General features: G+C 34.7%; 16 protein-coding genes, 1 tRNA gene and 1 pseudogene. 7 read left to right on the top strand and 11 right to left on the bottom strand.

The genetic code is table 11. The features are described 5' to 3' along the window. Positions 1-129: 129 nt before the first annotated feature. The 8 genes and pseudogenes from ABWU29_RS05000 to ABWU29_RS04965 all read right to left on the bottom strand — a co-directional run bounded on the left by ABWU29_RS05000 (position 130) and on the right by ABWU29_RS04965 (position 7386). Positions 130-1273: pseudogene (locus tag ABWU29_RS05000) on the bottom strand (transposase). A gap of 266 nt (positions 1274-1539) precedes the next feature. Beyond that, positions 1540-1884 (bottom strand): DMT family transporter, encoded by a 345-nt coding sequence (locus ABWU29_RS04995; protein ID WP_006279756.1) that lies wholly within the window; start codon positions 1882-1884, stop codon positions 1540-1542. A 16-nt stretch (positions 1885-1900) separates the two neighbouring features. Next, the gene (locus tag ABWU29_RS04990; protein ID WP_010082606.1) at positions 1901-2215 is read right to left on the bottom strand and encodes a DMT family transporter; all 315 of its coding nucleotides are present in this window, start codon (positions 2213-2215) and stop codon (positions 1901-1903) included. A 99-nt stretch (positions 2216-2314) separates the two neighbouring features. Further along, positions 2315-3421, bottom strand: coding sequence for a D-alanyl-D-alanine carboxypeptidase family protein (locus ABWU29_RS04985; RefSeq protein ID WP_010082605.1), 1107 nt, complete (start codon positions 3419-3421; stop codon positions 2315-2317). Between the two features lie 829 nt (positions 3422-4250). Beyond that, entirely contained in the window at positions 4251-5009 is a 759-nt protein-coding gene (locus ABWU29_RS04980; RefSeq protein ID WP_015588843.1) for a cell division protein FtsQ/DivIB, read from the bottom strand. Beyond that, on the bottom strand, positions 4990-5943 hold the full coding sequence (locus ABWU29_RS04975) for a D-alanine--D-alanine ligase (RefSeq protein ID WP_041573499.1): 954 nt from the start codon (positions 5941-5943) through the stop codon (positions 4990-4992). Before ABWU29_RS04975 ends, ABWU29_RS04980 begins: the two co-directional genes overlap by 20 nt. Before the next feature lie 89 nt (positions 5944-6032). After that, the gene (locus tag ABWU29_RS04970) at positions 6033-6818 is read right to left on the bottom strand and encodes a hypothetical protein (protein WP_353280197.1); all 786 of its coding nucleotides are present in this window, start codon (positions 6816-6818) and stop codon (positions 6033-6035) included. Between the two features lie 193 nt (positions 6819-7011). After that, positions 7012-7386, bottom strand: a complete 375-nt coding sequence (locus ABWU29_RS04965) for a ferredoxin family protein (RefSeq protein WP_141456813.1) — start codon at positions 7384-7386, stop codon at positions 7012-7014. Positions 7387-7447: 61 nt separating this feature from the next. On the opposite strand from ABWU29_RS04965, the gene dprA reads away from it, so the two are divergent. Further along, entirely contained in the window at positions 7448-8536 is a 1089-nt protein-coding gene (dprA, locus tag ABWU29_RS04960) for a DNA-processing protein DprA (protein ID WP_015588847.1), read from the top strand. A 223-nt stretch (positions 8537-8759) separates the two neighbouring features. On the opposite strand, the gene ABWU29_RS04955 is transcribed toward dprA, so the two are convergent. Both ABWU29_RS04955 and ABWU29_RS04950 read right to left on the bottom strand, forming a co-directional pair. Then, positions 8760-9488, bottom strand: coding sequence for a triosephosphate isomerase (locus ABWU29_RS04955; protein ID WP_015588848.1), 729 nt, complete (start codon positions 9486-9488; stop codon positions 8760-8762). A 24-nt stretch (positions 9489-9512) separates the two neighbouring features. Beyond that, positions 9513-9585 (bottom strand) — tRNA-Thr (locus ABWU29_RS04950). A 78-nt stretch (positions 9586-9663) separates the two neighbouring features. On the opposite strand from ABWU29_RS04950, the gene rsmA reads away from it, so the two are divergent. The 6 genes from rsmA to secD all read left to right on the top strand — a co-directional run bounded on the left by rsmA (position 9664) and on the right by secD (position 14804). Further along, complete coding sequence (gene rsmA, locus ABWU29_RS04945) at positions 9664-10476, top strand: 16S rRNA (adenine(1518)-N(6)/adenine(1519)-N(6))-dimethyltransferase RsmA (RefSeq protein ID WP_015588849.1); 813 nt, start codon at positions 9664-9666, stop codon at positions 10474-10476. Between the two features lie 116 nt (positions 10477-10592). Further along, positions 10593-12086, top strand: a complete 1494-nt coding sequence (gene guaB / locus ABWU29_RS04940) for an IMP dehydrogenase (protein ID WP_065095043.1) — start codon at positions 10593-10595, stop codon at positions 12084-12086. A gap of 63 nt (positions 12087-12149) precedes the next feature. Then, positions 12150-12284: an IS3 family transposase gene (locus ABWU29_RS04935; RefSeq protein WP_007548354.1), complete on the top strand. Its 135-nt coding sequence runs from the start codon at positions 12150-12152 to the stop codon at positions 12282-12284. Then, entirely contained in the window at positions 12281-12415 is a 135-nt protein-coding gene (locus ABWU29_RS04930; protein WP_007548509.1) for a hypothetical protein, read from the top strand. Before ABWU29_RS04935 ends, ABWU29_RS04930 begins: the two co-directional genes overlap by 4 nt. A gap of 447 nt (positions 12416-12862) precedes the next feature. Further along, positions 12863-13048 (top strand): DDE-type integrase/transposase/recombinase, encoded by a 186-nt coding sequence (locus tag ABWU29_RS04925; protein WP_338062968.1) that lies wholly within the window; start codon positions 12863-12865, stop codon positions 13046-13048. Positions 13049-13295: 247 nt separating this feature from the next. Further along, a complete protein-coding gene (gene secD, locus ABWU29_RS04920; protein WP_015588851.1) occupies positions 13296-14804 on the top strand; it encodes a protein translocase subunit SecD in 1509 nt (502 codons plus the stop codon). Here the strand turns inward: secD and ABWU29_RS04915 are convergent. Then, positions 14801-15586: an enoyl-ACP reductase gene (locus tag ABWU29_RS04915; protein ID WP_015588852.1), complete on the bottom strand. Its 786-nt coding sequence runs from the start codon at positions 15584-15586 to the stop codon at positions 14801-14803. The genes secD and ABWU29_RS04915 overlap by 4 nt on opposite strands. Positions 15587-15745 lie beyond the last annotated feature (159 nt).

Genomic DNA, 15745 nt, shown 5'->3' with positions numbered 1-15745 from the left:
AATTTTTCTTACCCCTAAACTAGACGTTCGTGCAGTTATGTACACAGCGCTAAAATCCGAAAAGGACCAGCTCATGCACTGAAATAAATCGTATCCGTTCAGCCAATGGCGTCAACTTAAGAACTTTCATTAGCAAACTCTCCTAAAGACATGATGGCGTTTAGGCTTATCTACTTTATTGCGGCTGTCCCGGTCGGATTTTAACTTTAGCGCGTATACTTAAAAAGGGCTTGAAAGTTTTTTGGCGCAATAAGTACCTGATAGAGTTTCTGCCTCATTACACCAAATAAAACTGAAAAATTTAAACGATACTCAGTAATTTGATCTGGGTTCCAAGGCCCTTGTGCATCACATATATGAAGCGATAATATATTGCACATGACCAAGTTTGCCCAAAATTCTTGTAATACAGCCTCTCCAGAAAAATTCTCTAACTCTGCTCCTACTTTGAGTCGTTTATAGCACTCCTCTATGTGCCACCTTAACACATAAGCTTTGCTCCAAAGTCTCGGTCAAAAACTCTGTTTCTCAGTTGGCTAATGTCAGCACTATAACTCTTACTTTCTGTCCTTTCATTTTATTTTTTAGCTTTTCATTTTCTAATATAAAATCAAAATCTAATTCGCCAGCGTTCCCATAGCTTACTATAATTTCTTTTTTGCAAGCGAAAAATAAAATCTACTTCCAAATCATAATGCTGCTGAATGAATTTTACTGAAGACGATCATAGATAAATAATAATTTCTCTTGATTTAATAAACGCATTTGAGTGATAACTTCGGGTAATTGCTCTGCCGCCAACGTTTGTTCACCTATATTCCAAGCTGCAAGACGAGCACTACAAATTAGCGAAGTACACAAATCAACAAACAAATTGCCAATGGTGCCTGTTGTTCCATTTGGTTCAAACTCGGATACAATTTCCCCAGAGCTGGGTAATCTCATACCAGAACCATCTGCTGCAATAAGTCTATAGCCTCTCCAACTCAGGTTCATCCTGATAGGCTGTTTGGATGCTTAAATTCTTGAAAGCCTGTATGGCAAATCTTATACCTTGCTTTAGAAAAAGCTTGCTTTGAGGGTACATGTCAATGGCTCCATAAGTTCACATTCTATTCCCAAACTTTTTTTAACTAACTTTAAAATCATAGAAAATACTGTCGAAAAAGGAAGTTTTCTTGTTCGTGTAAAACTCAACACAATGGATTTTCTGAAAAGTTTTCGAGTATATTATATTTTTAATTTGTAGAATAAGGTTTTTTCCTTTTTGCATATTTCACCTAAAAAGGACACATTTTAGACTTCTTTGTTGAAATAAAACAGAAACAAAAGTGCTGTCCCTTGCACTCTTTGGATAATTTAATGATAAAAAATTTGGAGAGAAATTTTATACACTATCGCTGATATTTTTCCTTAAGTTGACGCCATTGTGTGAACGGTTACGGTTTCCCGTCTTCACCATGCTATATAGAAAAAAGTCTGGATTCCAATTTGCATGACAATATGGAGTATCTGCTTCTTTCATCCCAGTGGGATCTTTTATTCCATTTTATCAACAGTTTGTTTTGCAGTATCAAACAATTTTAATCCTATAATCCCGAATGTAACTAAAATAAAGCATATTACTTCGAATAAATTAACTGGTTCATCAAATAGGTAAACTCCAAGTATCGAAGCTCCTATAGCGCCCACTCCAGTCCAAATTGCATAGCATACTCCGATAGGTATAGAACGTGTAGCGAGCGAAAGTAAATATGTACTAAGAGCCATGGAGAGTATGCTAATTATTGATGGTACGAGATGAGTAAATCCATAACTATGCTTAAGTGTTATGACCCAGAACACTTCAATTAGTGACGATAAGAGTAAATATATCCAATTCATGCATAAATTTTTAGGTTTAAATAGAGAGCTTCAGCCCTATGCTTCCTATTACAATTAAAACGATACATAAAACTTGAGATAAATTAATATTCTCTGTGAAAGTGGTTGCACCAATTATAGTTATTCCAATTGTGCATATTCCAGAGGAAACTGCATAGCATACCCTAATAGGTAGAAAGCATGCTGCAAGAGATAAAAAGTAAATGCTAATGATCATAATTACCAATGTTGCAATCGAAGGCACAACTTTAGTAAAACTGTTACTAAACTTTAGCGTTACAGCCCACAGTATCTCTAGGATACTAGACAGCAACAAATACAACCAGCACATTTTCGTAACATTTCAATCTTGTATTGTAACAGAAATTGTTAGTTAAAACTACACTAAAGTGCAATAGATCTCTCTTTCGGAATTGCTTTAATATCAAACTTAAAACAACATCCTAAAAAACTTTTCTACGAAATTCAATTCCTGCACGTCATTTGCTGCATAAAGTGGTGTAGTTTGTTGCTCAATACCTGGTATTTCTACAAAAACTTTGCCCACTTCTTGACCTTTTTTAATGGGTGCAGGTATCATATCTTTATATTCAATACGCACCTTAATTTGGTCATGCAATTTGCGGTTGTAAGTTATGGTAACATCGTTTGCAACTGTAATAGGCACTTTTCTATCTTTTCCATAGAGAACATTTACTTCCTCAACTACGCTGTCTTTAACGAATATTTTCTTAGTGTTAAAATGATTTAAGGAGTATTGTATCAATCTTTTTGCTTCTTCTATTCGCTCTTTCTCAGTGTTTAAACCATTTACGACAGCAAAAATTCTCCTATCATTTCGTTTTGCAGATGCTACAATGCCGTAACCACCAGCATTTGTATAACCGGTTTTTAAGCCATCAACCCCAATATCGTGAAAAAGTAGAAGATTTTTATTCTTTTGTACAATTTCATTATATGTCAAATATTGTTCGGAAAATAAATCATAATATTCAGGAAAATCGGTGAAAATCCTTTTTGCCAGCATTACCAAGTCTTTTGCGTTCATAAAATGATCTTCATCTGGCCACCCGCTTGAGTTGACAAAATGACTGTCATTCAGATTCAAATTTTGTGCAACTTCATTCATTTCAGCCACAAAATTCTCTTCTGATCCTGCAATGCCCTCGGCTAGTGTTATGCAGGCATCATTGCCTGAGACTATTGTAATTCCTTCAAGTAATTCCCTCACCGTAACGGATTGACCTTCTTTCAAAAACATGGAAGAGCCTCTCCTTTCCCACGCTTTTCTACTTACTCGAAATTTATCCTCCATGTGTATTATTCCAGCTTTTAGATAATCGAAGGCTATATATAAAGTCATTAGCTTGCTCATTGAAGATGGGGCCATTTTTTCATCAGAATTATGGTCAAAAATGAATGAGTCTGAAGCTAAATCTAAGACTACTGCTTGCTTTGCTTTGGTTCTAAACTGGTATGAGTATGAAGAAAAAGGAAGTATAAAAACTAATAGCAAAATTACCAATCTGCTTAACATATCTATAATTTTAAATTTATAGTGTACTAATTAATAGTATAATTTTACAGGGGCATTTCAATAGATCTCTTGCATAAAAATTCCTTGACAAACCTCGCCAGCCCCCTTATCATGAAACTGAAGCTATTTATTTATCTTCTCTGTACAGATTAAATGACAAAAAAACTCACGTATCTGGCGTCTCATGTTTAATTTTTTGCACTATGTGCACCTTATGTCTTTATAAAATTCTAGGTTTTTACCTAATATAAGCTAAAATGCGCTTATAAAGCATTTAAAACATAAAAAAACGCCAACTTAAAAAATGGATAGTGAATAACTAGCTACCCTAGGGTTTCTTTTGCCTTTTTTTCTGCTTAGTAAATTTCTTAATGTTTATAATTTAGATTAGTTGCGGCTTAAAAGCAACTGAATCGCGGTTATTAAACGTTTAGAATAAAAAAACGCCATACTTGAAAGTATAATGTAAGTAATTAGCCAACCACGGGGCTTCTTTTGCCTTTTTTTCATTTGGTAAATTTCTTAATATTTATGGCTAAACGACAATCGTCATCCCGCTGCTTGTTAGCGGGATCTCTTGTTAGCGGCTGAGATACCGCGAATGAATCGCGGTATGACGGTTCGTGACGGTATGACGGTTCGCGGTGACATGACGATAACCTCGTCATCCCGCTACGTGTTAGCGGGATCTATGTTAAGGTATGGCGGTTAAATAAGGGATCTATGTTAAGAGATACCGCGAATGAATCGCGGTATGACGGTTCGCGGCGGGATTCCAGTGTCTGGGCACTGGGATGACAGGAAAAGGGGCTACTTGGATGACAGCAGATCACCTCTTCACAAAAATTTTATCAGTAATACGCATATCAATAATACTCCAATCGCTGAAAGTAAAATCAGTTGTATTGTGTAAGTGGTTTAAATAGTCCCATGCACTATAAGGGTTATCTTCAGGCAGTTTTACTGTGGAATCGTTATCAAGTATGATATTCCATCTTCTATTCCCTATATAAGCAAAAGAAGAAATGTGGTCTCTTAATTGAGTTTTACTCTCCAACACATCTCTAACAAATTCTAGGTTTGATAACGAGTTTTGTCCTTTAATTACAACAAGATCATCTACTAGATAGTCATCTACGATCACTTTACCTTCAAAATCAATTACCGAGGTTTTGTTATTATCTTTCCAGAGAGCAAACGGTTTATGCTCATCTATATTAATGTGTAGAGTATTGGGCAAAATTCTGTGAACTCTTACGTGTTTTATCCACCTGCTTACGGATTGTATGTTACCGGCAAGTTTTGAAAGTGATATATACAGGATAGGTTGCGTTCTATCTGTCAAACTTAGAATATCCTTTTTGTTTGTAAATTTATTGCCGCTCACGACTACTTCGTCGATTGAAAATCCACTACTGAGTAATAAACTAGATAGGCAGTCATTATACCAAGTAAAGTAGTAATTAAATCGATTTATTATTTTATCAAGTGAGCTGTAAAGTATTAGCGTAAGAAAAAGTGCTGTGATAATAACCAAGGCACACTTACGCAAAAAACTCCTTTGGCTTCTAGTAATACTGCTCAACATGACTTAAATCCCTAATATTTTTGTGCTGCAAACTATCTTCAATAATAATTTTAACTAATTCATTAAAATTGATTCCTTTTGCCAATTTTGCAATTTCTGGCACTAACGATAACTCAGTAAACCCAGGATGTGTATTAATCTCAAGCATTTTTAAAGTGTTATTTTTGGGATTATAACGGAAATCTGAGCGGGAAATAGTTTTGCATCCTAAAAATTGATGAACTTTCAGTGCGTGTTCCAAGGTCATTTTATATATATTGTTAGGAATTTCAGCGGGAAATATATGTTCTGCAAATCCATCTGTATACTTTGCTTCATAATCATAGAATTTATTTTTTGGTCGTACTTCTATAGTGCCAATTGCTTCATCCAGCAATACAGCAGTATGTAACTCTATGCCCGGTATGTATTCTTCTACGATCATCTTTTCCATTATAGTAGAACTATTATCTTTCAGTTCTAAGTAATCCTCGTGCGAGAAAATTATGTACACTCCAATACTTGAACCTTCATTAATTGGTTTTAAGACGTACGGATAATCGATTTTAATATTATTTTTTAGTAGATCTTCTCGGCTAATTACATAACCTTTTGGAGTGTCGATACTAAGGGACCGAAATATATGCTTTGACATCACTTTATTCATAGCAACAGCAGAAGCCATAACTCCTGAGTGTGTATATTTTATACCTAAAATCTCCAATAAACCTTGAATGCAGCCATCTTCACCATAAGGTCCATGCAGAGCGATAAAAGCAAGGCCCGAATTAATTTTTCTAAGCTTTTCAGCAATGTTACTGTCAACATCTATTTCTATTGCATTATATGAAAGGCTATCGAGCGCCTTCTTTACTGCTTTTCCGCTCATAAGCGATATTTCTCTCTCACAAGAAAACCCACCACTTAAAATTGCTATAGTTGGAACCATAAGCATTCTATGTTTTACTATATAGCATATATAATGGTTACATTAAGCTTATTAAATACCTACTTTGGCTAACTATAAGACCTTCTTACTTTCCTTTAAGCACTTTTTTTATCCACTTCAAATAGCGTGCTCGGCAACGGTACTGGCGTGTTTGCTGCACCTTTATACTGTTCACAGACAAGCTTTTCTAAATCCTCAGCAGATTGTTCTTTTGCTTCTTCTTTTTTCACTACTCCACTAGTTACTAAATCAATTAAGGCTGTAGTGTGTATTATCATTCGATTATTTAGCTCAAATATCTTTTTTGTATCAAGTGAGGGGTTTCTAATTAAGGCAGATAGTGCATGCATATATTTGTCTATATCAGAAAGACTTTTGCTTGTATCATAGTTGCTAACTAATATATATTCCTTCAAACGCTCAATTTCTTCTGGAGTAAACTTGTAAACTTCATCAAGTTTCCTTATTAAAGATATAGTAAGTATTCTACTTAGAACTCTTAATTTTCTAATAAATTGTACTCCTTCTCCTTCAGGATAAGACATTTCTTCCTTTTTATATTTCTTGAATAATTCTTGATCATAAGACTTCTTAAAATCTGACATTATTGCCAATGCTAACTCTTTTGAACCTAACTTATAAGCTTCGTTGAAGCTGCTTGCGTTGGCATCTTGTGCACCGCCTGCAGTAATTCCACAACTCCAAGAAATCTTTTTAAACAAGCTATAATACTCTTTTATCATCTCTTCCAGCAATATTTTAATATCATCTTCGGTTAACTTTACTGTTGATAATAGATCACATGTTTTTTCAAGATTACCGTTCGCTTGAAAAAGTAACCCTTCAATCTTTTTAATGGTTTCTCTTTTATTTATACTCATAACTTACCCCCAAGATTTAATGCTAACAGCTAGTTTTATAATCAAATATTTCAAAAGTCAATAAGCCTTTTTCCTTAATCCTTAAATTAATCGATACTAATTTATCAGCATAACAACTTAGATAACGCAACTATTTTCAGCAACCAAAAACAATAACCCTGAAATACAAAAAGTTTCTTTTCCTTCAGCAGTATTATTCTAAATTTTCCTCAAAATAAGTTGTTTTATCCTTTTTTTCCTTATACTCTTCTGCTGTATAGAGAGGTTGCTTCTTAGCTGTGATATTTGGCCATTTTTGTGAGTATTCTACGTTTATGTTGTAAAATGATTTGAAGATTTTTTGTTCACTGTTCAGTAACTCTTCATCTAGTTCTAAAATATCTTTTATGGAATCATCAGTTACAATTGCATCTACTGGACACTCAGGTATGCACACTCCGCAATCAATACATTCATCTGGGTTAATCACGAGCATGTTTTTACCTTCATAGAAGCAGTCAACGGGACATACTTCCACACAGTCCGTATATTTACATTTTATGCATTTATCTGTAACAAAATGCGTCATAAAACACTGTATATTTGCATTATCTTGGGTACACTAAATTGATAAGAAATTCAAGCCTTTTATGAAGATAAATAAATTGAACAACAAAGAATTAGAAGTATGGTTAAGCTTGGCTAGAACTATAGGACCAACAAAGTTTTTTAGTATACTAAGAACACATGGATCGCTAGATGAGGTGCTAAAATATCTCAATAGGGTGGCTAATAATAAGGTGTATGGCATTCAAGATGCACGAGAAGAAATCAATAATGCAGAAAGAATTGGAGCTAAAATTATACCCGCATGTGACCCAGATTACCCTGATCTTTTAAGAAATATCTCTAGTTGTCCTCCTGTAATAACTGCGCTTGGTGATATATCATTATTAAGCCGTGAGATAATTGCAATAATCGGTGGGCGTAACTCTTCAATGAATGGAAGAAATTTTGCCAATAAGTTGGCACTTGATTTAAGCGAAGCTGGTTTTGTTATCGTTTCTGGACTTGCAAAAGGAATCGATACTGCAGCAAACAGTGTAATATACAAAAATCATCCCACTATTGCTGTTACAGCAAGCGGAATTGATGTGGTGTATCCAAAAGAGAATTTTGATCTATACAAAAAAATCACTGGGAACGGTGGGTTAGTAATTACTGAGCTTCCATTTGCTACTAAACCAAAGCCTCAGTATTTTCCTCAGAGGAATCGAATTATATCTGGCCTATCGCTAGGTGTTGCAGTGATTGAAGCATCGAAACGTTCTGGCTCTCTAATAACAGCAGATTTTGCTTTAAATCAAGGGAGAGAGGTGTTTGCAGTTTCTGGTTTCCCTTTAGATTCACGCTGTAGTGGTAGTAATTATTTAATTAAAAACGGTGCTAAGCTTATCGAATCCGCTGATGACATAATAGAGAGTATTAGGTTTAGTCTACCTCCGCAGCAAAAAAAACTATTTGATGTTGAGCACTATGCTGTTAACCAAAAACAAGAAAAATTACAACAGGCAAAATCTGTTATAGTTGATCATATTAACTCTGTACCTGTTGATATAGATGAACTTATATTAGCAAGCGGACTTTCTACCAACATAGCTCTAATGGCTCTTTTGGAACTAGAGTTGGAAAACAGAATAGAGCGTTCCCCGGGGAATAAAATATCGTTAATTTTCTAGATTACTTTAGCTATAGCTAGGTCGTTTTACTAGATGTTCGTACAGATATAGCTAAAGTGGCTTAGGTTTACCTACAATTTGAAAAACAACAAATTCGTCATCCCGCTACGTGTTAGCGGGATCTAGAGATACCGCGAATGAATCGCGGTATGACGTAGGGAAACCTTTCTTGGGTTAGCTATATATGCTTGACACTGAAATGATGTCATTTGTTATAGGATTCTTAGTTGCTGATTTTAGAATTGATAAGAGAAAACTTTTTTTCAACTTGTTGTATAATTTTATAAAAGTGATCGAAATCTAAGCTTGCACTGCCAATTAAAACTCCTGATAAATTTGAGATACTGAGCAAATTTTCTATATTTTCTGAACTGACTGAACCACCATATATAATGTGTTTTTTACTAGTACACAATTTTATTACCTCTATCACCTTAGCAATTGCATCATTATTTGGCACATGACCTGTGCCTATTGCCCATATTGGCTCATATGCTACGGTATATTCACCGTGTGTTGGCAAGCGGTTTTTACATTGATATTCTATTACTTCTTTTGTTTTTTCATTCTTATAATCTTCTGAATTTTCACCTACACAGATAATTGGGTGTAAGCCTGATTCTATTGCTATTTCCGACTTAAGTTTTATTTCACTATCTTTTTCATTAGCCCTTTCAGAATGCCCAAGTATTACGTAAGTACACCCTAGTTCTTTTAACATTTCTGCACTAATTTCACCTGTGTAAGAACCGAACTTTTTATGATGGCAATTCTGTGCTCCTATATTAATATTATTGTTCAACTCTATACTGCTTGGAAATGATGTAAAAGGAGGGCAAATCACTAGCTTAGAGGTAATTTCGTTGCTCTTGTTGTTAAGTTTGCCTATAAAGTCAACAAATGAAGAACGCATTCCATTCATTTTCCAATTTGCTACTATTAAAAAGGACATCAACTTTACTTATATGAGTGAGAGTGCCGGCTGTCGGACTTGAACTGACAACCTACTGATTACAAGTCAGTTGCTCTACCAATTGAGCTAAGCCGGCGTTAAACACATTAATAATATACAATTATCAATGAATTTTAGTCAACTAATTTTTAAAATACTGTATAATGAAAATAATATGAAAAAATTTTTACTGAAGCCAAAAAAGAGTCTAGGGCAAAATTTTATTTTATCGAGTGAGATAACAAAAAAAATAGTCGCTTTAGCTGGTAGTCTGGAGAATTTTAATGTCATTGAAATTGGTCCTGGATATGGTGCATTAACAAGAGAAATATTGGTGCATAATCCAAAGTCTCTACTTTCTATAGAAAAAGATAGAGATTTAGTAAAACACCATGATCAACTGCTAAATGAGCATCAAGGAAAGTATAAAATTATAGAAGCAGATGCACTGCACGTTATAGAAGAAGAGCTGATAGAACGTCCAGTTAAAGTTATTGCTAACTTGCCTTACAATATCTCGGTAGTGTTATTTTTAAAGTGGTTAAATAATATAAAATTTTTTACGAACTTGACATTAATGTTTCAAAAAGAGGTAGCAGATCGCATTACGGCAAGACCCAATTCTAAAGATTATGGTTCCTTATCAGTGCTAAGCCAGTTACTATGTGATATAAAAAAGGAATTTGATATTGAACCTAAAGAGTTTTTTCCAAGACCAAAAATACATTCTTCAGTAATTACAGTAAATCCTTTGCCTATCCCAAAATTTGCAGTAAATTTGGAAACCTTAACAAGATTAACACGTGCTGTTTTTTCTCAAAGAAGAAAGATGCTGAGAAATAGCTTGCAAAATATAACGAACCACGCTGAAACTGTCCTTGAAAACGCTAAATTGAGCGGAAACCAGCGTCCAGAAAACTTAACTATTGAGCAGTTTTGTTTGCTGGCAAATAATGTAGAATGCTTATTTTGCAATAAAATGTATTAGCAACTATATAGCTTTTCTATCTCCTAAAAACAGTTAGAGCTATACAATTAAAGGCTCCTAGCTAATTTTGCCTATTGCAATTTAATTAATTGGCGTATAAGCTTTAAATAAAGCCTATGAAAAAAATGGAAGCTTGTTATTCGTTTGACGATATACTTCTTTTGCCAGCCTATTCTAATATATTGCCTTGCGATGCAGATACAAAAACTTATTTAACAAATAGTATAGAACTAAATATCCCTCTCATATCCTCTGCAATGGATACTGTTACTGAATCGGGCTTTGCAATAGCTATTGCCCAACATGGAGGGATAGGTTGCATACATAAGAATTTATCAATAGATGAACAAGTTTTAGAAGTAAGAAGGGTGAAAAAATATGAAAGTTGGATCGTGTATAACCCAATTACGATTTCACCGGATAAAACAGTTGCGGAAGCAATTTCATTAATGAGAGAGCACAATTATTCTGGCATTCCTGTAGTCGATCAACGCAAGTTAGTTGGAATTTTAACTAACCGAGATGTGAGATTTATTGAAGACCAGAACATGAATGTAAAAGTTTCCGAAGTGATGACAAAAGATAAGTTAGTGACAGTGCGGGAGCAGGGAGTGAATAGTGCCTCAGCAATGAAATTGTTGCATGAAAATAGAATAGAAAAGCTTTTGGTCGTAGATGAAAATTCTTGTTGTATAGGTTTAATTACGGTTAAAGACATTGAAAAATACAATAGATACCCAAATTCATGTAAAGACAGTAAAGGGCGTCTCAGAGTTGCCGCTGCAATTGGCACTGGTAAAAAAGATGGTATAGACAGATGTGAAGCTTTGATCGGAGAAGAAGTTGATGTAGTTGTTGTGGATACTGCTCACGGTCATTCCGAAAACGTTATCAATACCATTAGGGAAATAAAAAAGATGTATCCTAATACGCAATTAATTGGCGGAAACATTGCAACAAAGGAGGCTGCTGAAGCGTTGATTGATGCGGGTGTTGATGCAGTGAAGGTTGGAATAGGACCAGGATCAATCTGTACAACCAGAATAGTTACAGGTGTTGGTGTGCCACAATTCTCTGCAATCAAGAATGTTGCAGAGGCGTGTAGAGCAAGAAACGTCAGACTAATTGCTGATGGTGGGGTAAAATACTCAGGAGATGTTGCAAAAGCTATTGCAGCTGGTGCTGACTCTGTGATGATTGGTTCGATTTTTGCTGGCACTGACGAAAGCCCAGGTGAGATTATTATGTATAAGGGCAGAGCATATAAAGGCTATCGAGGAATGGGATCTATTAGTGCAATGAAACGAGGTTCAGCTAGCCGTTATTTTCAAGATAAAGATTCAAAACTCAAATTAGTTCCACAAGGAGTGGAAGGAAGAGTTCCATTCAAAGGTCCAGCTTCAGGAGTAATCCATCAATTGATTGGCGGATTGCAAGCTGCAATGGGGTATACTGGTAATAGGAATATAGAAGAGATGAAAAAAAATTGTAAATTTGTTACTATTACTGCATCAGGATTAAGAGAGAGTCACGCTCATGATATAGTCATTACACAAGAAGCTCCAAATTATGCTTATCAAACGTCCAATTTGTCAACCGATTCGGAGTAGTCCAGAAAAAGTAGAGAGAAAGTTAAGACGTTTTTGGAGTAAAATAAAACGTTTTTTCAAAATATGACAAATAGAAGAGAATATACAGCAGAATTCAAATTAGAAGCTGTTAAGCTGGTTAAAGAAACAGGTCAAGCAAGTACAAAAATAGCAAAAGATCTAGGTATAGATGGCAGTATGTTAAGTAAGAAAATATGATGGAAAAATGTCTGGAGCATACGCATTTCCAGGCAAAGGCTCCTTATGACAAAGAAAGATTTGATCTAAAAAAAGAGCTAATAAGAGAAAGAGACATCTTAAAAAAAGCCCTGGGCAAAGAAAAAGAGTAAAGTATTCTTTTATATAGAAATTGCTATAAAACACAGGAACTATGTAGGGTTTTGTACTGGTGGTATTGGTTGCTAAGGAAAAAAGCAGTAAAGAATTAGCAAAAGAAGGGCTTCTAGCAGATATTCAAAAAATACATCAAGCATTCTAAATGCAGATATGGAGCCCCTAAAATTCACGCTGAATTAAAAGCTTTAGGCAAAAATTAAAACAGTACAAAGTGTTATGCAAGAAAATGGCATTAAAACCAAGCTTAGACGAAGGTTCAAAAATAAAAAACAGCAAATAAGCAACCGAGTTGTGGCTCCGAACACATTGGATCAAAATTTTACTACTGATCAGCCAAATAAAGTTTGGGATTACCTACATAAAAACTAAAGAAGGTTGTTGGCGGCAATAATTGACCTATATTCACGCATGGTGGTTAATGAGTAACATGATAATTAGTTATAGATTCTTTATTGATGGCCGTTGATAAACGCAAACCCGATAAAAATCTGCTGTTACATAGCGATCAAGGGTCACAGTATACCTCTCAAAATTACCAATTTCTATTGAATACAAAAAACATCATTTCCAGCATGAGCCATAAGGGCTGTTGTTACGATAACTCTGTTGCAGAAAAGTTCACTTAAAAGGGAGCTGCTTATTGATACTTCTCGCTCAACAAACCAGAACTGCCATATTTGAATACATAGAAATCTTTTATAACAAATAACGTAGACATTCTACTATTAACTATTGCATTCCTGCACAATTTATTCTCATGATAAAAACGTCTTAACTTTCTCTCTACTTTTTCTGGGTAAGGTCAAATAGAGAATTTTACAAAAATCTATTTTTAACTTACAATCAATTATTACAATTTTAAACATACAACTTATGTATAACAGACTTATAGTCAAATCTTTTTCAGTATTATGCATCTGTTTATTTGCTTTATACATAACACTGCCAAATTTCTTTGATAATAAGCTTTTTATTTCGAAAAAAAGAATAAACTTAGGCCTTGACCTGAAAGGAGGGGCATCTTTGCTTTTAAACATAGACTTAGACTTCTATTTTAAGGAAAAGCTAAGCATGCTAGCTAACGAAATAAAAGAGACATTGCTAACAAAAAATATTGAATCTAACGTACAAAATAGCGTTATAACTTTAAATAATATTGATGATTATAAAAAAGCATCTGTGTTGATTAATGCGATAAATCCAAATTTAGAGCTAAATAGAAAAGATTCTTCGATTCTCATTTCGTATAAACCCCATTATAAAAATTCTTTGATCAGTGAAGTAGCTGCAGAATCAATAAACAATGTCCAGCGCCGTTTGGACAAACTTGGCACAAAGGAAGTCAGCGTTCAAAAACAAGGGCAGAATAAAATATTAGTGCAGGTGCCTGGAGTAGAAGATACCAAGCAGATAAAATCTCTGCTTGGCAAAACTGCTAAGCTAGCTTTTCATTTGGCAAACACTAACATAGCCAAGGTGCAGGATATAGACCATGAAACCACTGTCATGCTCAAGGATTCTTTAGGTAATTCTTATCCAATATTCCGCAAAACTGAAATAGGTGGTGATTCGCTGGTTAACGCATCAGTTAGATTTGGTCACTTAGGTAAACCAACAGTGCATTTTAAATTTGACAGCATAGCGAGTAAAAGATTCGCAAAAATCACTAAAGAAAATGTGGGAAAACCTTTTGCAATTGTTCTGGATAACACAGTCTTAACAGTACCTACAATACGTGAGCCAATTTTAAATGGAGAGGGAGAAATTAGCGGTAATTTTACTGAAAAACAAGCAAGCGAACTTGCAATACTTTTAAAATCTGGAGCACTGCCAGCACCACTTAAAATAATTGAAGAAAAAAACATTGGCCCAAGTCTTGGAGAAGAATCAATAAAGGCAGGGGAAATGGCAGCAACAATCTCTATTATAGCCGTGGCTTTATTTATAATCATCACTTACGGTAAATTAGGTGTATTGGCCTCTGTTGCGCTTTTTTCTAATGTAATTCTTATATTATCAATTCTCACTCTGCTTGAAGCAACTCTAACTTTACCTGGAATTGCCGGTATTGCACTCACTGTCGGTATGGCGGTGGATGCAAATGTTTTAATATTTGAGCGAATTCGTGAGGAAATAAAATCTGGCAAGAGAGTGGAACGTGCTATTGAAGAAGGGTTTAAAAACGCTATAAAGACAATACTGGATTCAAATATCACTACATTAATTGCTGCAGGAATAATGTTCATTATTGGCAGTGGAGCAATTAGAGGCTTTTCTGTCACTTTATCAATAGGAATTTTATGTTCGATGTTTTCTGCAATCACAGTCACAAAACTCCTGATAGAGTTGTGTATGAACCCGAAGGAACTAGTGCTTTGTTAGTCAACTACCTTCATTCCCACAACGTTATATCCTGAATCAACGTGCAAAATTTCTCCAGTAGTGCCACTACTTAAATCGCTTAATAAGTATAGCGCTGCCTTGCCAACATCCTCTATTGTAACATTGCGTCTGAGCGGAGAATTATTTCTATTCCATTCTGATATGAAGTGAAAATCGCTTATTCCAGAAGATGCTAAAGTTCTGATTGGACCAGCGGAAATTGCATTTACTCTGATATTTTGTGGCCCGAGATCACATGCTATATATTTTACACTTGCTTCAAGTGCTGCTTTACATAAACCCATAACGTTATAATTTGGCATAACTTTTTCAGCGCCATAATAAGATAAAGTAAGCAAACTACCACCACCTGACATCATTTTTTCAGCTCTTTGTGCTAAAGCAGTGAAAGAATAGCACGATATATGCATTGCATTGAGGAAGTTATTCAGTGAAGTATTGACATATTTACCATCTAACTCATTTTTATCGGAGAATGCTATTGCATGCACCAAAAAGTCAAGAGTACCCCATTTTTTCTCTATTATTTCAAAAGCGTTATCTACGATTTTTTCATTTGAAACGTCACAGTGTAATATTAGCTCCACATTTAATTCATCTGCTATTGGTAATAATTTTTCTTTTATTATTTCGTTCTGGTAGGTGATTGCAAGTTCTGCCCCGTGCTCTGAGAGAGCTTTTGCTATACCGCATGCTATCGATCTCTTATTTATTATTCCGGTTATTAATCCCTTTTTGCCTTGTAATAGACTTGTCGTCATAGAACTATCTGTTTTTTTATAATTTGGAATATTAACTAGGTAAAGTCAAGATATCACTATGTTTTAAAATATTTTTTGCAGTAACTTGAAGTCTATAAACAGTAATCTTGATTCTTCTACAACAAAGCCATCCCGTATGACATTTTGTCTATACCTAAT

The sequence above is a fragment of the Wolbachia endosymbiont (group A) of Phasia obesa genome (genome assembly GCF_964028125.1).
Classification (GTDB): Bacteria; Pseudomonadota; Alphaproteobacteria; order Rickettsiales; family Anaplasmataceae; genus Wolbachia; species Wolbachia pipientis.
This window is presented reverse-complemented; position numbering and strand designations above follow the sequence as displayed.